The organism is Streptomyces capparidis, assembly GCF_054782095.1.
Genome location: NZ_BAAGTD010000031.1, coordinates 68,112 through 90,970 on the forward strand (window position 1 = coordinate 68,112; position 22,859 = coordinate 90,970).

Consider the following 22,859-nt stretch of genomic DNA (forward strand, 5'->3'; position numbering starts at 1 on the left):
CTACGCCATGTGAGTGACCCCCGGGCCCGGGGGCGGCCGGACCGGGTCACCCCGCCGCGCCGTCCGGCTTGGCCACCGCCCACTGCGTCACCGGCATCGCCTGCCGCCACCCGGTGAACTCCCCCACCGGCACGGCCCTGGCCACCGCGATCCGCACCAGCTCTCCCCCGTGGGCGGCGTGCCAGCGGGCGAGCAGCGCCTCGGACTCCAGGGTCACCGTGTTCGCCACCAGACGGCCCCCGGGCGGCAGGGCGTCCCAGCAGGCGGACAGCAGGCCCGGCTCGGTGAGGCCGCCGCCGACGAACACCGCGTCCGGCGCCGGGAGCCCGGCCAGGGCCCCGGGCGCGGACCCGGTGACCACGCGCAGACCGGGCACGCCCAGCGCGGCGGCGTTGCGGACGATGCGCGCGGCGCGCTGCGGGTCGCGTTCGACGGACACCGCGCGGCAGGAGCGGTGGGCGCGCATCCACTCCACGGCGACGCTGCCCGAGCCGCCACCGACGTCCCACAGCAGCTCGCCCGGCGCGGGCGCGAGCGCGGCCAGGGTCGCCGCGCGCACATGGCGCTTGGTCAGTTGCCCGTCGTGCTCGTACGCCTCGTCGGGCAGCCCGGGCACGGCGGGCAGGCGCGCGGCGCCGGGGGCGGCGCGGCACTCCACGGCCACCACGTTGAGCGGGTCGCCCGGCGGGTGGTCCCAGGTGTCGGCGGCGCCGGTCAGGCAGCGCTCGCGGTCCGAGCCGAGCTGCTCGTACACCCGCATCCGGCTGGGCCCGAAGCCGCGGTCGCGCAGCAGCTCGGCGACCTGGCCCGGGGTGGCGGCTCCCGAGCTGAGGACGAGCAGGCGCCGCCGGTCGTGCAGCGCGGCGGCGAGCGTGGGCACCGGCCGCCCCACCAGGCTGACCACCTCGGTGTCCTCCAGCGGCCAGCCCAGCCGGGCGCAGGCGTGGGAGACGGACGAGGGGTGGGGCAGCACCCGCAGCCGGTCGGCCCCCAGCTCCTCGGCCAGCGCCCGCCCGATGCCGTGGAACATGGGGTCGCCGCTGGCCAGCACGGCCAGGCGCCGCCCGGCGTGGGCGGCGAGCAGCCCGGGCAGGGCGGGGCGCAGCGGGGAGGGCCACGCGACGCGCTCGGCGGTGCACGACGCCGGGAGCAGGGCGAGCTGGCGGGGGCCGCCGAGCACCACCTCGGCCCGGAGCAGACGCGTCTGCGCGGCGGCCGTCAGGCCGGTCCAGCCGTCGGCCCCGATCCCGACGACGGTCACGGGGGCGGCGTCACCTGGCGGCGGGGCGGAGCTCACGGGGCACCTCGGGGTGGGGCGGCGGGGCGGCAGTGCACGGACCGGCGCACTCTACTCAACGGCGCGCCGTGCGCGGCCCTCGGGCCGGTCGCGGCGCAGGCCGCAGTCGCCGCACAGGGCGCCGCCCGGCACCCGGTAGTACAGGCAGCAGCTCCGGCGGCGGAAGACGGGGCCGGGCAGCAGCGCGCCGGTGCCGCGCAGCTCGGGTTCGGCGAGGAGGGCGCGGGTGAGCGCGACGGCGCGGTCGGCGGCCCGCGGGCGGCCCGTCCCGCGGCACCAGCCGCCCAGCACCCAGGCGCTGCCGACGAGCGCGGACGCGGCGTTGCCCCACAGCAGACCGGGCGCGACGGGGCAGACCTGCCGGACGGCGCGGTGCAGCGGCAGCAGGTGGGCGTCGAGGACGGCGGCGCGCAGGGCGGCGGCGGTGCCGCCCGGCGCCCCGGGCCGTGCGGCGGGCCGGGGCAGCCACAGGTCGTCGGGGGCGGCGCCGTCCGGGTCCCAGTGCAGGCGGGCGGGGTCGAGGTCGGGCACCAGGCCGGTGAGGGCGGCGGGGCCGAGGGCGACCGACCACAGGCGCCCGGCCAGGCCCTGGAAGGCGACGGACGCGGCGACCCGGGTCTCGTCGTGGCGCAGTCGGGCGCCTACGGACGCGATGTGCCGGGCGAGCCTGCCGGGGTGCCGGTGGTCCTCGGCGAACGGCCGGAGGCCGCGGCCCGCGCCGGGCGGGGCCGCGCGGACGGCGAAGAACGGCCCGGCGGCCGCGGCCGCCTCGAGGGCGGCGGCCATGGAGGTCGTCACGACTGGCGGGCCTTCCTCCTTCGGCGCGGCTGCCCGCCCGAGCCTACGCCGCGCGGCTCCCCGGGCACCCGGCGGGCGGGACCGTTCACACCGGGAGGCGTAGGGCAGGGTCCCGTCCGCCGGGCACGAAAGAGGGGTGCCGCGGTCTCATGTGGCCAGCATCACCGAGCGTGCGCGCGACCGCCAGAGGTCGAACGGAAGGAACGTGGCCGGTTTTCCCGGCGCCGCCTCACGGCTTCACGGCCACGGCCGCGTAGCAGGCGGCCTCCGTGTCGGTGACGGCGGCGTCGCGGGGGTCGTCGGGGCGCCAGCGGTGGGAGAGGGTGACGCCGGGGGCGGTCAGCCGCCAGCCGTCGAAGAAGCGGGCGACCTCCCGCTTGGTGCGGAAGCGCAGCGGCGTGCCCGCGTCGGCCCGGTAGACGGCGGCGACGCGGGCCATGGCCTCGGGGGCGAAGTCGCAGGTGGCGTGGGTGATGGTCAGGGCGCTGCCGGGGGCAAGGGCGGCCTTGAGGTGCTCGACGATCTCGTGGGCGTCCTCGGGGACGAAGTGCAGCAGGGCGTTGAGGCTGAGCGCGACGGGCTCGCCGAGGTCCAGGGTGTCGCGCACCCGCGGGGTGGCGAGGACCGCGGCCGGGTCGCGGACGTCGGCCTCGGCGTAGGCGGTGCGCCCCTCGGGGTGGCTGCGGAGCAGGGCCCGGGCGTGGGCCAGGACGATGGGGTCGTTGTCGGTGTAGACGACGCGGCACGCCGGGGCGACGGCCTGGGCGACCTCGTGGAGGTTGGGCGAGGTGGGGATGCCGGTGCCGATGTCGAGGAACTGCCGGATGCCTCCGCCGGCGAGGTGCCGGGTGGCGCGGTGCATGAAGGCCCGGTTGAGGCGGGCGGCGACGGGGGCGGCGGGGAAGACCGCGAGGACCTTGGCGACGGCCTCCCGGTCGGCGGGGAAGTTGGTGGTGCCGCCGAGGCAGTGGTCGTACATGCGCGCGGGGTGCGGCCGGTCGAGGTCCAGCTCCACCGCGCTGTCGTCCGTGCCCATGTGCCGACTCCCCCCTCGTCCCGTCGCGCCGCCGCGGCGCGCCCCCCGGTCCGCCGGGGTGCCTGCCCACCGCCCGCCGCGCCCAACCCCCTCGCCCCGCGCCGGAGCGGGCCGCACGGCGCCCGCACGCCCCCGCGCCGCCCGCCGCCGGACCGCCCCGAACCGCACCGCCGTCCCGCACCCCGCCGCGCCCGGAACCACCGCTCCGAACCACCGCTCCGGACCACCGCGTCCGGCCCGTGCCGCCGCCCGGCCGGACTCCCGTGCCGGGCCCGGCTCACCTCGCCGCACCGGGCCCTCGTACCGGACCCGGAACCACCAGTACGGTAATCACTCCATTACGGTACGGAATAATTCATCGAGTGCACGTTGCACGACGGCCCCCTTTGTCCGGTTGGGTGACAGGTGACGCACATACGGCTCCCGCACCCTCCCGGCGCCCCACCACGGCGCCAGGGGGCGGTGCCCGACCCCGAGGACGACAGCCCGGTGGACAACGCACCCATCACCCTGGCGGCGCCCGCGGTCGCCCGGCGCGCCTCCGGCGGCGCCATACCGCAGGCCGGCCCCGGCGCGCGAGGCGCGGCGGCCCGTCCGGCGCCCGCGCCGGCGCGCGACGACGGCACGACGGGTGCGGCGGCCCCGGGCCGGCCCGGCGGGAGGCGCACCCCGTGACGGACGCCCGGCGCACCGGGGACCGGGCGGTGCCGGTGCGCGTCCCCGACCGGCGCCTGTCCCTGACCTTCGAGGCGTTCCACGACGCCCACCACCGGGCCTGGCTGCGCTTCGCCCACCTCCAGGTCGGCGACCGCTCCGCCGCGGAGCACGTCGTGGAGGCCGCCGCCGCGCGGCTCGCCGAGAACTGGACGCACGTGCTCGGCCAGGAGGCCATGCAGGCGTACGCGTGGGGCGTGCTCAAGGAGCACGTCGCCGAGTGGCTTCAGGCGCGCGGGCGCCCGTCGGCGATGGTGGAGACCGCCGCGTTCGCCGCCGCCGTCTCCCGGATGCTGGACGTCTCCCGGGAGCGGTTCGCGGTCCTGGAGAGCCGGATTGGCCTGTACTCGGCGATCTCCCGGCTCCCCGAGCGCCAGTACGACGTGATCGTGCTCCGCTATGTGCTGGGCTACTCCGATCCGAAGGTGGCCTGGTTCCTCGGCATCCAGGAGAACACGGTCCGCTCGCACGCGCGGTGGGCCAAGCGGCGGCTGTCGAAGGAGCTGGGCGTGGCCTGGCGGGACGGCGAGCCGGACGGGCGCCCCGGGGCGGGGCGCGACGGCGGGCGGACGGAGGAGCGGTGAGGGTGCGCGGGGGCGGCCGGGCGGGCGGGGCCGGGATCGAGGCTGCGCTCGAGGAGGCGGAGGTGCTCTCCGAGGAGTACCGCGACCACGACGCGGCCGCGGCGCGGGAACGCCTCGCCCGGCGCCTGGCCCGCCCGCTGGCGCCCCGCCCGCCGTCCCCCTTCGTCTCCGACCAGGAGCGGGCCGGGCACGAGCTGGGCCTGGCCTGCACCCTGGTGGTCCGCGCCCCGGGGGCGGCGCGCAGCCTCGCCCGCCTGATGGACACCCGGCACCCCGAGCCCGCGGGCGCCCTGGTGTTCGCCTGCCTGCTGCACCTGGCCGGACGCGGGGAGGCGACGCGGTTCTGGTGGCAGTTCGCCGCGGGAGGCGGCAGCCGCACCGCGGCGTACTGCCTGTACCTGTACCACCGCGGGCGCGCGGAGTTCCGCGACGCCGGCCACTGGCGGGCCCAGGCCCGCGCCTTGGACCCGCCGGGCGGCGAGGCGGCCGGCGGCGACGGCGGGGACCGGCCGCTGCTGCCGCCCCGGGTCAGCGACGACCTGCTGGAGCGGTGCCACCGCGGCAAGCCGCCGCGCCTGCCCGTGGGCCTGGCGGAGATCCTCGACCGCCTCCAGGCGCACGGGGTGGACGAGTACCTCGGCGCGATCCCGCGGCCGTCCGCCCACCTGGCCGCCGATCTCACGAACTGCCCGCCCCGGCCGGACTGCCCCTGCTGAACCGGGTACCCGGTCCTCCGCGCGGACGCCGTCCGGCACCGGAGGTCCTCATGCCCGAACCCGTCACCGCGGGCGTCGACGGAACGCCCGAGAGCCTGGCCGCCGCGGACTGGGCGGCCCGGGAGGCGCTGCGGCGCGGGCTGCCGCTGCGCCTGCTGCACGTCGTGCCGGAGGAGGGCGCCGGGCCCGGCGGCGACCCGCTGCCGCAGGCGGCCGGGGAGCTGCGCAGCCTCTACCCGGGTCTGCCGGTCGGGACTCGGCAGGCGGCGGGACGGCCGGAGCGGGTGCTCGCGGAGGTCACGGAGGGCGGCGGGACGCTGGTGCTGGGCTCGCGCGGGCTCGGGGCCGTGACCGGGTTCCTGCTGGGCTCCGTCGGCATGCACGTGCTGGCCAGGGCGCACGGCCCGGTGGTGCTGGTGCGCCCCGGGGAGCGGGCCGCGGTGGAGCGGCCCGGGGAGGAGGTCGTGGTCGGGGTGGGCGAGCTGCGGGAGGCGGGCGGGCCCGTGCTGGGCTGGGCGTTCGAGGCCGCGCGGGCGCGCGGGGCCGCGGTGCGGGCGGTACGGGCGTGGAACCTGCCGCCGGTGCTGGGGTACGACCCGCTGGCGCTGCGGCTGCTGACCGAGCAGGGCGCGCTGGACGCGAACGAGCGGCAGGCCTTGGCGGAGGCGCTGCTGCCGTGGCGGGAGGGGTACCCGGGGGTGCCGGTGATCGAGCAGGTGGAGCTGGGCAGCGCGTCGGCGGCGCTGCTGCGGGCCGCCACGGGGGCGGACCTGGTGGTGGTCGGGCGCCGCTCCCGGCACTTGGGGCCGCGGATCGGCCCGGTCGTCCACGCCGTCGTCCACCACGCGGCCTGCCCGGTCGCGGTCGTGCCGCACGGGTGAGGGGCGGGGCGGCGCGACCCCGGACACCGCCGCTGTCATGGCGACGACATGCGCGCCGGCACGCGCACCGGCGCGGGAACGGCCGCCCGGCGCCGCAACCGCGGGGAAGCGGAACGCGTCACCACCAAGTGATCGACGTCCACCTATGATCAAGGACGCCGTCCCGGCCGGACCGGGGCGGCCACGGGTGGAACACGGGGGAAAGGCGCAGGACATGTCCAGGACACGCGGTTCCCGCTCCCGGCCGGCGCTCGCCGCCGCGGCGCTGCTGTGCGCGGCGGTGCTCACCGGGTGCGGCGGCGACTCGGGCGGCGAGGACGCCGGGACGGGCGGCTCGCCCGAGGAGCGGCAGACGGCCCGGCAGGACCGGGCGGACGGGGAGCAGGGCCAGCGCGACGGGCAGGACGAGCGGGACGGGCAGGACGAGAAGGGCAACCCCCTCACGTCCGGCGGCGAGGAGCCCGCGGGCGGCCCGGAGGTCGCCGAGCCCGAAGGGCCGAAGGCGCGCGGGCCCGTGCTGCACGTCAAGGAGGGCGACTACCCGCACACCGTGCAGATCGTGGACGCGGAGACCGCTCCGAGCGTCCCCATGGACGGCGACGAACCCGCGCCGTCGGGCCTGACGTACATCCAGTTGGTGGTGAAGGTGCAGGCGGCGGAGCCGGGCCGGGACATCAAGGCGCCGCACCCCTCCCACTGGATCGTCAGGTACCCCGGGTGCGAGGAGGACAGGAAGGAGACCTACAAGATCAGTTGCGGTGTGATGGACGGCGGCAGCGACTACTGGACCGCGGCCGGTCTCGACTCCGGGGCCGAGGGCGGCGTGGGCCTGTTCGGCACCCTGCGCGCGGACACCCCGTACTACTCCCGCGCCTGGCAGCTCGCCTCCGAGGACGCCGACCTGTCCGGCGCCGAGCTGTGCGAGGCCGGGGCGGAGGACAACTGCATCCCGGTGGGGGAGATCCGCGAGGGCACCCTCCCTCCCGGCGACCCCGGCGCTCCCGCGGCCGGCTAGCTCCCGGGCCCGCCCGCCGCGGGCGTCACCGGCCGCCCGCGGCGCGGCGCCCACCGGCCAGCGCGACCGCGGCGGCGGCCGCGGCGCCCACCGGTGCCGCGGCGGCGGCAGTGGCAGTGGCGGTGGCGGCCCGGGACGGCCGCGGGGGCCGCTCGGCCCGCGGCACCCGGCCGCGCAGCCCGGCCGCCAGCACCTCGGCGAGGTGGACCGGCACCGCGCCCGGGCCGAGCTGCTCCACCTGGGTGCGGCAACTGAAGCCGTCGGCGACCACCAGCGCGCCGTCGCCCGCGGCGCGCACGGCGGGCAGCAGGGCGTGCTCGGCGCAGGCCGCGGACACCTCGCGGTGGCCGCGGACGAACCCGAAGTCGCCCGCGAGGCCGCAGCAGCCCGCGTCCAGCACCCGCGCCCGCAGCCCCGCGCGGTCCAGCAGCGCCCGGTCGGCGTCGAAGCCGAGCACCGCGTGCTGGTGGCAGTGGCGCTGGACCAGCGCGGTGGCGTCCACCGGCGGGGGCGCCCAGTCGGGGGCGCGCGCGGTGAGCAGCTCGGCCAGGGTGTGGGTGCGGGCGGTGAGCCGCCGGGCGCCGGCGTCGCCGGGCAGCAGGTTCGGCAGGTCGCCGCGGAAGACGGCGGCGCAGCTCGGTTCGAGCACGGCCACCGGCACACCGCGCCGCAGGTCGTCGTCCAGCACGCGCAGGTCGTCGTCCAGCACGCGCAGGGTGCGGCGCAGCACCCGCCGGGCGACGCCGAGCTGCCCGGTGGAGATCCAGGTCAGGCCGCAGCACACCGGTCGGCGCGGCACCCTGACGTGGAAGCCCGCCGCCTCCAGCACCTCGACGGCGGCGCGGCCGACCGCGGGCTGGAAGGCGTTGGTCCAGGTGTCGGGCCACAGCAGCACCTCGCCGCGCCGGCCACCGCCCCGGGTGCCGCCGCGCGAGGCCCACCAGCGGGTGAACGGCTCCCCGGCGAACACCGGGATCTCCCGGGCGGGGTCCACCCCGGCGAGCCGGCGCACGGCACGGCCGGGCAGCCCGGCGTGGGTGACGGCGTTGACCGGGCCGGCCGCCCGGGTGGCGCCGCGGGCCCACAGCGGCAGCCAGCCCATCGACCAGTGGGCGGCGGGGCGGGGCCGCCCGGCGTAGTGGTGGTGCAGGAACTCCGCCTTGTAGGTGGCCATGTCCACGCCGACCGGGCAGTCCTTCGCGCAGCCCTTGCAGGCCAGGCACAGGTCCAGGGCGTCGCGGACCTCGGTGGAGCGCCAGCCGTCCCGCACCGGCGAGTCGCCGCGGACCATCTCGAACAGCAGTCTGGCCCGGCCGCGGGTGGAGTGCTCCTCCTCCAGCGTGGCCCGGTAGCTGGGGCACATCACCCCGCCCTGGAGGGAGCGGCACTTGCCGACGCCGACGCACCGCCCGGCGGCCCTGCTGAACCGGCCGTCGTCACGCGGGTAGGCGAACGCGGTCGGCGGCTCCCACGGGTCGTGCCCGGCGCGAAGGCGCAGGTTCTCGTCCAGCCGGTAGGGCGCGACGACCTTGCCGGGGTTCATCCGGTCGTCCGGGTCGAACAGGGCCTTCAGCCGCCCGAACGCCTCGACAAGCTCGGGCCCGAACATCCGCGTCAGCAGCTCGCCGCGGGCCTGCCCGTCGCCGTGCTCCCCCGAGAGGGAGCCGCCGTACCGGGCGACCAGGTCGGCGGCCCGCTCCAGGAACTCCCGGGTGCGGGCGACGCCCCGCGGCGAGGCGAGGTCGAACGGGATCCTGGTGTGCACGCAGCCCTGCCCGAAGTGCCCGTACAGCGAGGGCTCGCCGTACCCGGACTCGGCCAGCAGGGCCTTCAGGTCGCGCAGGTAGTCGCCGAGGCGCTCGGGCGCCACCGCGGAGTCCTCCCACCCCTCCCAGGTGTCGGGCATGCCGGGGACGTGCGCGGTGGCGGCGAGCCCGGACTCGCGGACGGTCCACAGCTCCCGCTCCCGCTCCGGGTCGTCGTACCGGGCCGCGGTGGCGCCGCCCGGCGGGTCGTCCAGCAGGGCCCGCGCCCGGTCGCGCGCCTCGTCGCGGTCCTGCCCGGCGAACTGCACCATCAGCCAGGCCCTGCCCTCGGGCAGCAGGGCGAGTCCCTCCGGGTTGAGGCGGCTTCCGCTCTCGAAGCCGACCAGGCGGTCGTCGATGCCCTCCAGGGCGTGCGGCCGGTGCCGGACGACCGCGGGGACGTGGTCGCCCGCGGTGGCCACGTCGGGGAAGCCGAGGACGACCAGCGACAGGTGCTCGGGCACGGGCACCAGCTCGAGCTCCGCCCGCAACACCGTCACCAGGGTGGACTCGGAGCCGACGAGCAGGGCGGCGAGGTCGGGCCCCGCGTCGGGCAGCAGCGCGTCCAGGTTGTAGCCGGACACCCGGCGCGGGATCCGCGGGAAGCGCCGCCGCACCAGGTCGCCGTACGCGTCCCGCAGCGCGGCGAGACCGCGGTGGATCTCCCCGGCGCGGCCCGGCTCGGCGCACCGCCGCGCCCACTCCCGCGGGTCGGTCCTGCCCACCCACATCCGGGTGCCGTCGTAGGTGAGCACCTCCAGGCGGCTGACGTTGTCCGCGACCTTGCCGTACGCCTGGGCGGTGGCGCCGCAGGCGTTGTTGCCGACCATGCCGCCGACGGTGCAGTTGGCGTGGGTGGAGGGGCGCGGCCCGAACTGGAGGCGGTGCCCGGCGAGCGCGCGGTTCAGCTCGTCGAGCACCAGCCCCGGCTCGGCCACGCAGCGGCGCCGCCCGGGGTCCACGGACACCAGGCGGTGGCAGTACTTGCTCCAGTCGATGACCACCCCGGTGTTGCAGCACTGCCCGGCCAGGCTGGTGCCGCCGCCCCGGGACAGCACCGGCGCCGCGTACTCGCGGCACACCGCGACGGCGGCCACGGCGGCGTCCACGGTGCGGGGCAGCACCACGCAGAGGGGCACCTGGCGGTAGTTGGAGGCGTCGGTGCTGTAGACGGCGCGGCTGCCGCGGTCGAACCGCACCTCCCCGTCCACCCGCCGCCGCAGCTCCCGCTCCAGCCCTCGCGTGTCCACCTCCGGCGCCCGTTCCCGCCGCACCACGGGCATGGGCAGATCGATCGCGGCCAACCGCTCGCTCCCTCCTGATCGGCCCCCGTGCCCCCGCACCCCGGCCTCCGGACCGGGGCGCGGTGCCGGGTAACCCGGAGCGGGCGGGCGGAAACGTGACGGGGCGGCGGGCGGGGGCGGCTCGCGGCGCGGCGGGCGGCGCGCGGGGGGCGTACGTCCCGCGGGCCGGTGCCGGACGGCCCGCGGAAGCGGGCGCCCGTCCCGCCGCCCCGGCGCCTTCCCGGCCCCCGCTCCCCCGCCCCCGTCTCCGCGCCGGGCCCGCTCACCCCCGGCCGACTCCCGCCGGCCGGCGGGGCTCCCCCTGCTCGTGGTCGTAGAGCTGGGTGGCGATGGAGTTCAGGGCGCGGTCCAGGACGCGGCGGTCCTCGGCCTGCGGGTAGTCGCGGCCCAGGCGGCGGGAGAGCCAGTCCTTCCAGGCGGCGCTGATCCGGTCGGCCTCCCACCGGCCGCGGGTGGTGAGGGTCACCCGGTCCCCGTCCAGGCCGAGGAACCCCTCCCGCTCCATCGCGGCGAACGCGGGCCGCAGCACGTCGGGCGGCAGGTCGTGGTGGTCGGCGACGGCCCGCAGGGAGGCGTGGCCGCCGACGGTGGAGCGCCAGTGGACCTCGCGGATCACCCACGCCTCGCCGAGGCCGAGCGCGCTGCCTGAGGCGGCCAGCACCTCGGGGGCGGCCCGGCGGCGCTCCCGGAACAGCAGGGCGGCCACGGCCTGCTCGAGCTGCCGTTCCGAGTCGGCGGTGGTGGGCGCGGAGAAGCCCTCGCCGATGTCGGAGGCGGCGGACTGGAACGGGTCGCGCAGCGCCACCTGCTTCAGCATCAGGGCGACCACGAGGCCGAGCAGCGCCACCGGCGTCACCCACTGGAACACCGACGCGATGGTGTCGGCGTACGCCTCGATGACCGGGCGGGCGGCGGCGGCCGGCAGGGTGTGCAGCGCCTCGGGGTCCTGCGCCTGCTCGGCGGTGACGCCGGGGGTGCGGGCGAGGGCGTCGTCCAGGTTGGGCTCCAGCCGGGAGGCGTACAGGGTGCCGAAGACGGCGGCGCCGAAGCAGTTGCCGAGGGTGCGGAAGAACGCCACGCCCGAGGTGGCCACGCCCAGGTCGTGGTAGGGCACGGTGTTCTGCACGGTGATGGTGAGCACCTGCCCGGCGCAGCCGATGCCGAGCCCGAGCACCAGGATGTACAGCGCCTCGGTGAGGGGCGTGGTGCCGACGTCCATGGTGGACATCAGGAACAGCCCGGCCGCCATGACGGCCGTGCCGAGCACGGGGAACACCTTGTACCGCCCGGTGCGGCTGACCAGGACCCCGCTGACGAAGGACGTGGCGAGGATCCCGGCCTCCATCGGCAGGATCCTGACCCCGGACATGGTCGCCGTGTCGCCGTCCACGAACTGGAGGAACGTCGGCAGGTAGGTCAGGGCGCCCAGCATGGCGAAGCCGACGACGAAGCTGAGCACGGCGCACACGGCGAACACCGGGTTGGCGAACAGGTGCATGGGCAGGGTGGGTTCCCTGGCCCGCAGCTCGACGGCGGCGAACACGGCGAGGATCACCGCGGCGGCCGCGAACAGGCCGATGATCACCGGGGAGTTCCACGGGTGGATGGTGCCGCCCCAGCTCGCGGCGAGGATCAGCGCGGCCGTGCCCGCCGCGATCAGGGCGATCCCCGGGTAGTCGATCACCGGTTTGCGGCCGGTGCGGATCCGCGGCAGCCACCGCTCGGTCATGGCGAGCATGACCACGGCCATGGGGACGTTGACGTAGAAGCACCACCGCCACGACAGGTTGTCGGTGAGCACACCGCCGAGCAGGGGCCCGCCGACCGTGGCGGTGCCGAAGACCGCGCCGATGGCGCCCTGGTACCTGCCGCGCTCCCGCAGCGGGATGATGTCGGCGATCAGCGCCATGGCGGTGACCATGAGGCCGCCGCCGCTCAGGCCCTGGACGACGCGGGCGCCGATGAGCACGGGCATGCTCTGGGCGAGCCCGGCGACGACGGATCCGGCGACGAACACCAGGCCGTTGACCTGGAACACCGGTTTGCGCCCGAGCAGGTCGCCGAGCCGGCCGACGAGGATGGTGCCGACGGCCTCCGCCAGCAGGTAGGCGGTGACGACCCAGGACATGTGCCCGCCGCCGCCGAGGTCGCCGACGATGCTCGGCAGCGCCGTGGACACGATCGTCGTGTCGATCGCGGCCATCAGCATGCCCGCGGCGATGGCCACGAACACGATGTTGGCGCGGCGCCGGTCGAACTCCGGCGGGGCGTTGCGGGCCGGTGCCGTCCCGGTGGTCATGGTCATTGCGGTTCACGCTCCTCGGGAGCGGGCACTGGTCGGCGTGGCGGTGGCGCCGGGCCGGGGGCCGCCGGTCAGAACCGGTCGGCGTCCCACAGGACCCAGTCGCGGGCGGGCAGCAGGGCGCGCAGCGGCTCGGGGGCCGAGTCCGGCGCGCCGCCGAGCATCAGGCGGGCGAGCCCGGCCGGGGAGCAGTGCAGCGGGTCGGTGACGGCGGGCTCGGGCAGCAGCCGCACACCGCTCGGCGCGGCCCGCAGGAACAGCAGGGCCGGGGTGGGCGGGAGGGGATGGGCCGGGGTGGGCGGGAGGAGAGGGGCCGGGGTGGGCGGGCCGACGGCGATGTCCAGGGCGGGCATGCCGGTGTCGGCCATCCGGGCGCTGAGCACGCTCGCGAGCGCCCCGGTGAGGGCCTGGGGGCTGAGCACGCGCAGCATCGGTCCCGGGACGGTGGTGGTCAGCGGGTTTCCGTCGGGTTCGAGCAGCAGCCGCTGGGACGGCGGGAACGGGCCGCGCACCGCGCCGCCGGGCGCGACGGCGGTGAGCAGGGCGCGGGCGGTGTCCCGGTCGCCGCGCAGCACGGCGAGCTCCCGCACGTCGGTGTGCGGCCCGTCCGGGGTGCGGCGGGCGCGGACGTAGCCGGTGAGGGCGCCGGAGCGGTCGTGGGCGAGCAGGAAGCCCGCGGTGTCCTCGCCGGGGCCGCAGAGCTGGGCCCGCCACAGGGCGGTGTCGCGGACGGTGGTGCCGGACAGGGCGGCGCCGTAGCGGCGGGCGAAGCGCTCCACCCGCGGCAGGTCGCGCTCGGCGTGGAACGCGGTGACGGACTTGCCCCGGGCGCGGTGCGGCGGCAGGCGCGCGGTGGTGGTCTCCAACTGGAGGGTGTCGAAGCCGTGCGCGGTGTACGGGTCCGGCCGCTCGGGCCACACCAGGGCGAACGCGTGCCGCCGCGCGGCCGCGCAGGCGGCGAGCGCGGCGGCGAGCAGCCTGCCGGTGTGGCCGTGCCCGCGGTGCCCGGCGGCGGTGACGGCGTCGCCGATCCCGGCCACCGGCAGCCGTCCGCCGCCCACCCGCAGCACACGGGGGTGCAGCCGCAGGTGGGCGACGAGGGAGCCGTCGTCGGCCGTGGTGATCCAGGAGTGCTCGGGCCGGTACCCGCACTCGGGCAGGTAGCGGGGTTCGACGTGGGAGCGCGGCGGGCCGTGCCGGGTGAGCAGGTCCACGATCCGCTCCACATCCTCGGCGCGCGCCGGGCGCGGTCCGCCGGTCAACCCGCGCCCCCGGGGGCGGGGCCGTGCCGGGCCGGGGCGGGCGGCGCCGGGGTCCGTGCGGCGCCGCCCGGCGGGGCGGGTTCCCGGGTCGGACGGGCCATGGCTGCTGCTCCCTCGCTCGTCGGCCGGTGCGGTGTGCGCCACCGCCGGGTCGCCGCCAGGTCGGGCCGGCACCTCGTCGGGGCGTGGAGTCGCCGGGCCGGGGCGGCCGTGCGGGCGTGCGGTGTTCCCGCCCGGGGCGGCTCCGGCGCGCGGGGCTACGCGGCGGCCACCGGCGCGGCGTGTCCCGGCCGCCCGTGTCCCGCCGCCCGTGCCCCGGCACCCGGCGTCGCGCGCCGGGCCCGGCACCGCCGTCGCGGCGGCGGCCCGCCGCCCGCCGGTGCGCACCGGCCAGGGCTCTTCCCCAGCAGTACAGCAGAGATCCCGCGACTTCGCCGCGCGCGGCGAGCCCCGCGGGCGGCGCCCGGATCGGCCAGCGCGCCGCCGCGTCCGGCCGCCGCCCGTCCTCCGGCCGGCGGGGCGGCTCGCGGGGCCGCCCCCGCCCGCCCTCACCCGTTCGGGCGAACCGGCCGCCGTCGCGGCGTCAGCCGGGGTGCGGCCCCGTGCGGTTCTCGGCCGGCTCCCGCGCCCCCGGGGGCGCCGCGGGCTGCGGGGTCCGGGGTCCTGGCGGGGCCGGGGCGTGGCGGGCGGCGGGTGCCCGGGTCACCGTTCGAGGACGAGGGCCAGGCCCTGGCCGACGCCGATGCACAGCGCCGCGAGCCCGGTGCCGGAACCGGCGGCGGCCAACTGGTGGGCGACGGCCCCGGCGAGGCGGGCGCCGGACGCGCCCAGCGGGTGGCCGAGGGCGATGGCGCCGCCGCGGGGGTTGACCACGGCGGGGTCCAGGTCGGGCCAGTGGGCCAGGCAGCCGAGCGCTTGGGCGGCGAACGCCTCGTTGAGCTCGAAGGTGGCCAGGTCGCCGAAGCCGGCGCCGGCCCTGGCCAGCGCCCGCCGGACGGCCTCCACCGGGCCCAGGCCGAAGAGCTGCGGCTCGACGCCGGTGACCGCGCTCGCCCTGACCCGGGCCAGCGGCTCGCGTCCGACGGCGCGCAGCCCCGCCTCGTCGCACAGCAGCAGCGCGGCGGCGCCGTCGTTGAGCGGCGAGGAGTTGCCCGCGGTGACGGTGCCGCCCTCGGCGCGGAAGGACGGCTTGAGCTTGGCGAGCTTCTCCGGCGAGGTGTCGTCGCGGATCGACTCGTCCCGCGCCGACTCCACGCCCGGGTACGGCACGACCTCGTCCGCGTAGGCGCCCTCGGCCCAGGCCCGCGCCGCCTTGCGGTGGCTGTCCAGCGCGAACGCGTCCTGCTCCGCCCGGCCGATGCCGTGCTTGTCGGCGATCAGCTCGGCGCCCTCCCCCAGTGGGACGGTCCACTCGGCGGGCATCCGCGGGTTGGTCATCCGCCAGCCCAGGGTGGAGGAGTACAACTGCTGGTGGCCCGCGGGGAAGCCCTTCTCCGGCTTGGGCAGCACCCACGGGGCGCGGCTCATCGACTCCACTCCCCCGGCCAGCACCACCGACGCGTCGCCGACCGCGATCGCGCGGGCCGCCTGGATCACCGCCTCCAGGCCAGAGCCGCACAGCCGGTTGACGGTGGTGCCGGGCACGGTGACGGGCAGGCCCGCGAGCAGCACCGCCATCCGGGCGACGTCCCGGTTGTCCTCGCCCGCCCCGTTGGCGTTGCCGAACACCACGTCGTCGATCCGCTCCGGGTCGAGGGCGGGGCTGCGCCCGACCAGCGCCCCGACCACGTGCGCGGCCAGGTCGTCCGGACGGACCCCGGCGAGCGCGCCGCCGTACCTGCCGATCGGGGTGCGGACGGCGTCGACGATGTACACGTCGCGGAGCCGGTCCTGGTCACTCATCGGGTTCCTTCCGTCGTGGCGGCCTTCAGCGCGCGCAGGTGCGCGAGCTCTTCCTGGGTGGGCGGCGGGGTGGTGCCCACGGTGGCGGCGCACCTCAGCTCCCAGCCGGTGGCGGCCCGCACCCGCTCCACGGTGACACCGGGGTGCACGTCGGTGAGGACCAGCTCGGCGGTGGCCGGGTCGGGCCGCAGCACGCCGAGGTCGGTGATGACGGCGACGGGTCCGGCGCCGGGCAGCCCCAGTCCGGACCGGTCCCGCGGCCCGGAGCCGTGGCCCGGCGTGGTGACGAAGTCGATCCGCTCCACGAAGCCGCGCCGGGAGTGGCGCAGCACCATCAGCACCTTCCCGCAGTTCGCGGCGATCTCCGGGGCACCGCCCGCGCCGGGCAGGCGTCCCTCGGGCCGGTCCGGGCCGCGGTCGATGACGGTGGTGTTGATGTTGGCGAACCGGTCCACCTGGGCGGCGCCGAGGAAGCCCACGTCGATCCGGCCGCCCTGGAGCCAGTAGTTGAACATCTCCGGGACGGAGACCACGGCGTCGGCGGTGTCGGCGAGCTCGCCGTCGCCGATGGACAACGGCAGCCGGGTCGGCTTGGAGCCGATGGCGCCGGACTCGTAGACCAGCACCAGGCCGGGGTTGACGGTGCGGCGGGCCAGGTTGGCGGCGGTGCTCGGCAGGCCGATCCCGACGAAGCAGGTCCGCGCGCCCGCCAGCGCGCGGGCGGCGTTCACCTCCATGACCTCGTCGGGGGTGACCTCCTCCGCCGCCAGCGGGCCTGTTATCCGCGTCATCTCGGGGTCGCTCCCGCCGCCTCGCGCACGTGCTCCTCCAGCCAGGCGGTGAACGTCTCCCGATCCCGGGAGATCGCGTCCCACTGCCGGTAGAAGGCGTTGTCCCGCACCGAGTACCCGCTCGCGTACGAGGGGGCGGCCCCGCCCGGCACCACGGCGACCGCGGTGACCACCCAGCCCGGCAGCACGATCGCGCCGGGCACCGGCCCCAGGTCGTCCACGAGCTCCTCCACGGTCACCAGCACCCGCCGCGCGGCCAGCGCGGCCTCCTTCTGCACCCCGAGCAGCCCCCACAACTGCACATTCCCGCGGCGGTCGGCGCGCTGGGCGTGGATCACCGTGACGTCCGGGTTGACCGCCGCCACCGCGGCCAGCTCCTCGCCGGTGAACGGGCAGGTCACCGTGGCGACGGTGTCCGTGCGCCCGGGGATGTCGCTGCCCCGGTACCCGCGCAGCACGGCGAACGGCAGCCCGGAGGCACCGGCCACATACCTGTTCGCCATCCCGGCGTGGCTGTGCTCGTCCAGCTCCAGGGGCCGGGGCCACCCGTTCTCCACGGCGTCCCTGAACCGGTGCAGGGACCCGACGCCCGGGTTGCCGCCCCAGGAGAACACCAGCTTCCCGGCTGCCCCCGCCCCGATGAGCTGGTCGTAGATCACGTCCGGGGTCATCCGGACCAGGGTGAGATCCGTGATCCGCTGCCGGATCACCTCGTGCCCCGCCGCGAAGGGGATCAGGTGCGTGAACCCCTCCATCGCGACGGTGTCCCCGTCGTGGACCAGCTCGGCGACGGCGTCGCGGAGCGTACAGATCTCAGCCATCGGCCACTTCCGTTCCCGGTTCCCTCTCGCGCTCGCCGGTGGCGAGGCTCCCGGTCGCGCGGTTCTCGGCGGCGCGGGCCTCGGTCACGCGGTTTCCGGTCGCACGACTTCCGGTCGCACGACTTCGGGCCCCGTTCGCCCAGTGAACTTAAGTTCACAACATGCGGGAGCCAGTCTCGTCCGGCCCGACGCCCCTGTCAACGCCCCACACCCGAAACCGGCCCACCGCGCCGGACGGCGACCGCCCGCGCCCCGGGCGCGGGCCCACCCGCACGAGCGGCCGGCAGGCGCGCCCCCGCTCGAACATCCCAGCGCCCCGGACCCCCTCCGAGCGGATTTCGGGGGTGGCGGGCTTTGTTCGTTCTTGACGGTCGCTTGACCCGGGTATGAATGGGCGGGCTGCCGCGGGAAAGGCGTCCCTCAGGCGGCCAACACCCCAGCGAAAGAGGGAGAGCATGCCCCCTGGCGTCACCGTCACGCGGTCAGTGATCGACTCCGGGCCGGGCCGGGCGCCCTGTGTCGGGTATCTGTTCCTCCCCCGGGAGGCCCCCGCGCCGGTGCCGTGCGTGGTGCTGGGGCACGGCTTCACCGGCACCCAGGACCGGCTGCGCGGCAGCGCCGAGCACTTCGCCGCCCGCGGCATGGCGGCGCTGACCTTCGACTACCGGGGCTTCGGCGAGAGCGGCGGCGAGCCCCGCCAGGTCGTCAGCGTCAAGGCCCAGCTCGCGGACTTCCGCGCCGCCGTCGCCCACGTCCGCGGCCTTCCGGGGATCGACCCGGACCGGGTCGGCGTGTGGGGCAGCTCCCTGGGCGGCGGCCACGCGATCACGCTCGCCGCGGAGGACCCGCGGATCGCCGCGGTGGTGGCGCAGGTGCCGTTCAACGGGTTCCCGAAGCGGGTGGAGGGCCGCCCGGCGGCGTCCACCGCGAAGCTGCTCGCGGCGATGGTCAGGGACGCGGTGCGGGGCCGGCTCGGCCGTCCCCCGCTGTATGTGAAGGCCGTCGGGTCGGAGGGCGAGCCGGCGGTGATGGCCGGTTCCGAGGCGCGGCGGACGATCGAGGCGATGGACAGCGAGCAGTGGGAGAACCGGGTCGCCCCGCGGTCCCTGCTGGAGATGATGCGGTACCGGCCGGGCCGGGTGGCGCGCCGGATCACCGCGCCCGCGCTGGTGTGCGTGGGCGAGTTCGACCGGGAGACCACGAGCCGGTCGCAGCGGCAACTGGCCGAGGGGCCGCGGGCGGAGCTGAGGCGGTACCCGGTCGCCCACTTCGACTTCTACCGGCCGGATATGCGGGAGAGGCTGCTGGAGGAGCAGGCGGACTTCTTCGCGAAGGCGCTGCTGGCGTGAGCCGCGCCGCCGGCGTGCGGTTCGCCGCTCCCGCCCTGCGCGCCCGCGGGGGGCCGGCCGCGCAGGGGTGCGCGGCCGGCGGGTCACCGTGCGGCGCGCTCGGCCCGGTGCTTGCGCCACTCGACCACGATGTCGTCGAGCTTGGGCATGACGAACAGCGCGAAGTCCTGGATGTCGGTGAGCCGCTGCCTGGCCCCGGGGCCGAGGTCCCCGATCTGCTCGATGTCGCGCAGGGCGCCCTCGGCGAAGTCGCGCATCCAGCGGCTGCGGATGCCGAGGACCGCGGGCCAGGGGTCGTCCCTGAGGCAGTACAGGTCGCGGCGCGACCCGGGCACGGTCTCCCGGGTGATCAGGCCGATGCGCACCAGGGTCTGCACGGCGGTGGAGACCGTGCCGGAGCTGATGGACAGCCGCTCGCCGATCTCGGCGGCGGTGAGCGCGCCGTCGGGGGAGGCGATGAGGGCGGCGAACACCCGGGCCGACATCCTGGGCAGGCCGACCTCGGCGAACCTGCCGCCGAGGTACTCCACGGCCCGGCTCTCGCCCTTGGCCGGCGGCTCCGCCTCAGGGCCGGCGGGCCGCTGCCCTGCTCTGTTCGCTCGGCTGTTCGCCTGACTGCTTGTGGACACGGTGCCACCTCCTGCCCCACACCCTAACCGACGCTTCGATCTCTTCGAATTCTCGCAGATTTCTGAAAGCTCCACTATGCTGCGGCCATGACGACGCCCATCTCCATATCCTCACTGGTCAAGGCGTTCGGCCCCACGCGGGCGCTTGACGGCCTGGATCTGACGGTCCGGGCCGGTGAGGTCCACGGCTTCCTCGGGCCCAACGGCGCCGGCAAGACCACGACGATCAGAATCCTGCTCGGGCTGCTGCGCGCCGACTCCGGGAGGGTGTCGCTGCTCGGCGGCGATCCGTGGCAGGACGCGGTGGAGCTGCACCGGCGGCTGGCCTACGTCCCGGGGGACGTCACGCTGTGGCCGAACCTGTCGGGCGGCGAGGTCATCGACCTGCTGGGCCGGCTGCGGGGCGGGGCCAGCGCGCAGCGCAGGGACGAGCTGATCGCGCGGTTCGAGCTCGACCCCACCAAGAAGGGCCGCGCCTACTCCAAGGGCAACCGGCAGAAGGTCGCCCTGGTGGCCGCCCTCGCCTCCGACGTGGAGCTGCTGATCCTGGACGAGCCGACGTCGGGGCTCGACCCCCTCATGGAGTCGATCTTCCAGGACTGTGTCGCGGAGGAGCGGCGCAGGGGCCGGACGATCCTGCTGTCCAGCCACATCCTGTCCGAGGTGGAGAAGCTCTGCGACCGGGTGAGCATCATCCGCGGCGGCCGGACCGTCGAGTCGGGCACCCTGACGGAGCTGCGGCACCTGACGCGGACGTCCATCCAGGCCGAGCTGGACGGGCCGGCGGACGACCTGTCGCGGCTCCCGGGGGTGCACCAGGTGCACGTGGACGGCAACCGGGTGAAGTTCGACGTCGACTCCGGTGAGCTGAACAACGCCGTGCGGCACCTGACGACGTTCGGCCTGCGCAGCCTGGTCAGCCAGCCGCCGACGCTGGAGGACCTGTTCATGCGCCACTACAGCACCGCGGCCGACGAGCCCGCCCGTGACGTGGAGGCGGCGCGTTGAGCGGGGACTACGCCGGCACGGCCGCGCTGCTGCGGCTGGCCGTGCGGCTGGACCGGGTGCGGGCGACCGCGTGGATCTGCGGCATCACCCTGTTCACCGTCGCGTCGGCCTCCAGCAACAACGACCTGTACGCCACCGCGGAGGAGCGGGCGGAGTTCGCCGAGAGCGTGGAGGCCAACCCGGCCATGCTGGCGCTGGGCGGGCGGGCCTTCGACCTGTCCACCGAGGGCGGCATCAACGCCTATCAGCTCGTCGCGTTCATGGGGACGCTGATCGGTCTGATGAGCGTGCTGCTCGTGGTGCGGCACACCCGCGCCGAGGAGGAGAGCGGCCGGGCGGAGCTGGCCGGGTCCGCCGTCGTCGGCCGCAAGGCGTGGCTGGCCAGCGCGCTGCTGCTGGTGACGGGCATCAACCTGGTGATCGCGCTGCTGACGGCGCTCGGGCTCATCGGCATCGGCCTGCCCGCGGGCGGGTCGTTCGCGTACGCGGCGGGGTGCGCGGGCATCGGCGTGTTCTTCGCCGTCACCGCGGGCGTAACCGCCCAGCTCACCGACCACGGGCGGGCCGCCAACGGCCTGGCCTGCGCGGTGCTGGGCCTGGCGTATCTGCTGCGGGCGACGGGTGACGCGGCCAGCGGGTCGGACAACGGGGTCCTGTCCTGGCTGACCTGGCTGTCCCCCGTGGGCTGGGCGGAGATGGCACGCCCCTACGCCGACGAGCGCTGGTGGGTGCTTGGCCTGTTCGCCGTGGCGGTGGGCGTGCTGGTGGCGGCGGTGGGGGTGCTCGCGGACCGGCGGGACATCGGCGCCGGGGTGCTGCCGCCGAAGCTGGGCCCGGCGACGGCGGCGCCTTCGCTGAACGGCCCGCTGGCTCTGGCGTGGCGGCTCCAGCGCGGCTCGGTGCTGGGCTGGGCGGCGGGCTTCGCGGTGGTCGGCGCGGCCTTCGGGGCGGTCGCCGACAGCATGGTGAACATCGCCGAGGACAACCCGGACATCGACGAGCTGCTGCGGGACCTCGGCGGCAGCGGCGACATCGTGGACGTCTTCCTGGCGACCATCGCGTCCCTGATCGGCATCGTCGCGGGCGCCTACGCGGTGCAGTCCGCGCTGCGCCTGTCCGGTGAGGAGTCCACCCACCGGGCGGACCCGATCCTCACCACCCCGGTCCGGCGGGTGCGCTGGGCGGCGAGCCATCTGGTGGTGGCCGCGCTGGGCACGGTGGTGATGCTCACCGTCGCGGGTCTCGCCGCCGGGCTCGCGCACGGCCTCAACAGCGGTGACCTGGGCGGTGAGCTGCCTCGGCTGCTCGGGGCGATGCTGGCGCAGGTGCCCGCGGTGTGGACGCTGGTCGGCCTGTCCGCGCTGCTGTTCGGGTTGCTGCCGAGGTATGCGGCGGTGAGTTGGGCGGTGCTGGCGGTGGTGCTGGTGATCGGCCAGTTCGGTGAGCTGCTCCAGTTGGACCAGGCGGTGCTGAACCTGTCGCCGTTCACCCATGTGCCGGACCTGCCCGCGGCGGACTTCGACACCGTGCCGCTGCTGTGGCTGACCCTGCTGGCGGCGGCGCTCACCGCGGCCGGGCTGGGCGGCTTCAGGCGGCGCGACGTCGCCTGACGGCCCGCGATCACCTGTGGTCGCGGGAGGGCCCCGGTCCCGGCGGTGTGTCACCGTCCGGGACCGGGGCCCTCGCCGTGTGCGGGCGGCGGGTCAGCGGGCGACGGTGCCGCCCGCCTTGACGAACTGCCGCATCTGCGCGGCGATGGCCCGGCTGATCCGCCGGTCGTGCTCGGTCTCCGGCGGCAGCGCGGTGAACAGCGCCTTGGCGCGGGCGGCGAGCGGCTCGGCCATGCTGCGGTCGGTGATGATGTGCAGCTTGCCCGCCTTCACTCCGGCGACGAGCATCGCCCCGACCTCGTCCGGCGGCAGCCCCAGGTGCCGCAGGTAGTTCTCCTGCTCGGCCAGCAGGGCCTCCCGCGCCGCGGCCTGCTCCTCGCTCAGCCCCGCCACCGGGACCCTGCTGCCCGCGGCGCGCCCGGTAGCCACCATGTTGGACGCCACCGGCCCGGGGCACAGCACCGACACCCCGACGGGCAGGCCCTCGTGGTGCAGTTGCTTGGCCAGGGCCTCGGACAGGCCGATCACCCCGGCCTTGGACCCCTCGTACATGTAGCCGGTCTGCCCGCCGGTGGGGGCGAGCCCCGCGGCTGAGGCGGTGTTGACGACGTGTCCGGGCCCGCCCCGCCGGATCATGCGGGGCAGGAACGTCTGGATGCCGTTGACGACGCCGCCGAGGTTGGTGCCGAGGATCAGGTCCCACAGCTCGTAGCTCATGGCCGACACCGGGTAGCCGCCGCCCACTCCGGCGTTGTTGCACAGCAGCGCCACCGGGCCGAGCCGTTCCTCGGCCGCGTCGGCGGCGCGGGCCCAGGCGGCCCGGTCGCCGACGTCCAGGGTGAACGTCTCCACCCGGGTCACCGGGGCCAGCTCGGACCTCGCCGCCTCCAGCGCCGCCTCGTCGATGTCCGCGAGGGCCAGCCGCATGCCCTCCCGGGCGAGGTTGCGGGCGATGCCCAGGCCGATGCCCTGGGCGCCGCCGGTGACGAAGGCGGTCCTTCCAGCGAGATCCTGCACGTGTCGCTCCTCTTCGTT

At 76.8% G+C, this 22,859-nt stretch carries 18 protein-coding genes; 7 read left to right on the plus strand and 11 right to left on the minus strand.

Annotated elements, in window-relative coordinates; translation table 11 throughout:
* Nucleotides 1-46: 46 nt before the first annotated feature.
* The 3 genes from cbiE to ACYVO2_RS23860 form a co-directional block, all read right to left on the minus strand.
* Nucleotides 47-1,261 carry a precorrin-6y C5,15-methyltransferase (decarboxylating) subunit CbiE gene (cbiE, locus tag ACYVO2_RS23850; RefSeq protein WP_461009996.1) on the minus strand — a complete coding sequence of 405 codons (1,215 nt, stop codon included), beginning with the start codon at nt 1,259-1,261 and terminating at the stop codon, nt 47-49.
* 87 nt (nt 1,262-1,348) lie between these two features.
* A complete protein-coding gene (locus ACYVO2_RS23855; RefSeq protein WP_461009997.1) occupies nt 1,349-2,095 on the minus strand; it encodes a (2Fe-2S)-binding protein in 747 nt (248 codons plus the stop codon).
* Nucleotides 2,096-2,324: 229 nt separating this feature from the next.
* Nucleotides 2,325-3,131 carry an SAM-dependent methyltransferase gene (locus tag ACYVO2_RS23860; protein WP_461009998.1) on the minus strand — a complete coding sequence of 269 codons (807 nt, stop codon included), beginning with the start codon at nt 3,129-3,131 and terminating at the stop codon, nt 2,325-2,327.
* Between the two features lie 671 nt (nt 3,132-3,802).
* On the opposite strand from ACYVO2_RS23860, the gene ACYVO2_RS23865 reads away from it, so the two are divergent.
* The 4 genes from ACYVO2_RS23865 to ACYVO2_RS23880 all read left to right on the plus strand — a co-directional run bounded on the left by ACYVO2_RS23865 (nt 3,803) and on the right by ACYVO2_RS23880 (nt 7,041).
* Nucleotides 3,803-4,429, plus strand: coding sequence for an RNA polymerase sigma factor (locus tag ACYVO2_RS23865; protein WP_461009999.1), 627 nt, complete (start codon nt 3,803-3,805; stop codon nt 4,427-4,429).
* On the plus strand, nt 4,426-5,145 hold the full coding sequence (locus ACYVO2_RS23870) for a hypothetical protein (protein ID WP_461010000.1): 720 nt from the start codon (nt 4,426-4,428) through the stop codon (nt 5,143-5,145). The genes ACYVO2_RS23865 and ACYVO2_RS23870 overlap by 4 nt, the downstream gene beginning before the upstream one ends.
* A 50-nt stretch (nt 5,146-5,195) precedes the next feature.
* Nucleotides 5,196-6,026: a universal stress protein gene (locus tag ACYVO2_RS23875; RefSeq protein WP_461010001.1), complete on the plus strand. Its 831-nt coding sequence runs from the start codon at nt 5,196-5,198 to the stop codon at nt 6,024-6,026.
* Nucleotides 6,027-6,240: 214 nt separating this feature from the next.
* Entirely contained in the window at nt 6,241-7,041 is an 801-nt protein-coding gene (locus ACYVO2_RS23880; RefSeq protein WP_461010002.1) for a hypothetical protein, read from the plus strand.
* 25 nt (nt 7,042-7,066) lie between these two features.
* Here the strand turns inward: ACYVO2_RS23880 and ACYVO2_RS23885 are convergent, their stop codons facing one another.
* From ACYVO2_RS23885 to ACYVO2_RS23910, 6 genes are all read right to left on the minus strand, one after another.
* The gene (locus tag ACYVO2_RS23885) at nt 7,067-10,129 is read right to left on the minus strand and encodes an FAD-binding and (Fe-S)-binding domain-containing protein (protein ID WP_461010017.1); all 3,063 of its coding nucleotides are present in this window, start codon (nt 10,127-10,129) and stop codon (nt 7,067-7,069) included.
* 283 nt (nt 10,130-10,412) lie between these two features.
* On the minus strand, nt 10,413-12,455 hold the full coding sequence (locus ACYVO2_RS23890) for an MDR family MFS transporter (protein ID WP_461010003.1): 2,043 nt from the start codon (nt 12,453-12,455) through the stop codon (nt 10,413-10,415).
* Nucleotides 12,456-12,523: 68 nt separating this feature from the next.
* Nucleotides 12,524-14,266 carry a GNAT family N-acetyltransferase gene (locus ACYVO2_RS23895; protein ID WP_461010004.1) on the minus strand — a complete coding sequence of 581 codons (1,743 nt, stop codon included), beginning with the start codon at nt 14,264-14,266 and terminating at the stop codon, nt 12,524-12,526.
* 150 nt (nt 14,267-14,416) lie between these two features.
* Nucleotides 14,417-15,616 carry a thiolase family protein gene (locus ACYVO2_RS23900; protein ID WP_461010005.1) on the minus strand — a complete coding sequence of 400 codons (1,200 nt, stop codon included), beginning with the start codon at nt 15,614-15,616 and terminating at the stop codon, nt 14,417-14,419.
* Nucleotides 15,613-16,407 carry a CoA-transferase subunit beta gene (locus tag ACYVO2_RS23905; protein ID WP_461010006.1) on the minus strand — a complete coding sequence of 265 codons (795 nt, stop codon included), beginning with the start codon at nt 16,405-16,407 and terminating at the stop codon, nt 15,613-15,615. Before ACYVO2_RS23905 ends, ACYVO2_RS23900 begins: the two co-directional genes overlap by 4 nt.
* Nucleotides 16,404-17,228: a CoA transferase subunit A gene (locus ACYVO2_RS23910; RefSeq protein WP_461010007.1), complete on the minus strand. Its 825-nt coding sequence runs from the start codon at nt 17,226-17,228 to the stop codon at nt 16,404-16,406. Before ACYVO2_RS23910 ends, ACYVO2_RS23905 begins: the two co-directional genes overlap by 4 nt.
* Before the next feature lie 455 nt (nt 17,229-17,683).
* On the opposite strand from ACYVO2_RS23910, the gene ACYVO2_RS23915 reads away from it, so the two are divergent.
* On the plus strand, nt 17,684-18,577 hold the full coding sequence (locus ACYVO2_RS23915) for an alpha/beta hydrolase (protein WP_461010008.1): 894 nt from the start codon (nt 17,684-17,686) through the stop codon (nt 18,575-18,577).
* Nucleotides 18,578-18,660: 83 nt separating this feature from the next.
* On the opposite strand, the gene ACYVO2_RS23920 is transcribed toward ACYVO2_RS23915, so the two are convergent.
* Nucleotides 18,661-19,206, minus strand: a complete 546-nt coding sequence (locus tag ACYVO2_RS23920; protein WP_461010009.1) for a GbsR/MarR family transcriptional regulator — start codon at nt 19,204-19,206, stop codon at nt 18,661-18,663.
* 87 nt (nt 19,207-19,293) lie between these two features.
* Here ACYVO2_RS23920 and ACYVO2_RS23925 point away from each other — a divergent pair, with 87 nt between their 5' ends.
* Both ACYVO2_RS23925 and ACYVO2_RS23930 read left to right on the plus strand, forming a co-directional pair.
* Complete coding sequence (locus ACYVO2_RS23925) at nt 19,294-20,214, plus strand: ABC transporter ATP-binding protein (protein WP_461010010.1); 921 nt, start codon at nt 19,294-19,296, stop codon at nt 20,212-20,214.
* Nucleotides 20,211-21,824 carry an ABC transporter permease gene (locus tag ACYVO2_RS23930; protein ID WP_461010011.1) on the plus strand — a complete coding sequence of 538 codons (1,614 nt, stop codon included), beginning with the start codon at nt 20,211-20,213 and terminating at the stop codon, nt 21,822-21,824. The genes ACYVO2_RS23925 and ACYVO2_RS23930 overlap by 4 nt, the downstream gene beginning before the upstream one ends.
* Nucleotides 21,825-21,917: 93 nt before the next feature.
* On the opposite strand, the gene ACYVO2_RS23935 is transcribed toward ACYVO2_RS23930, so the two are convergent.
* Nucleotides 21,918-22,841: an SDR family NAD(P)-dependent oxidoreductase gene (locus ACYVO2_RS23935; protein WP_461010012.1), complete on the minus strand. Its 924-nt coding sequence runs from the start codon at nt 22,839-22,841 to the stop codon at nt 21,918-21,920.
* Between the last annotated feature and the right edge of the window lie 18 nt (nt 22,842-22,859).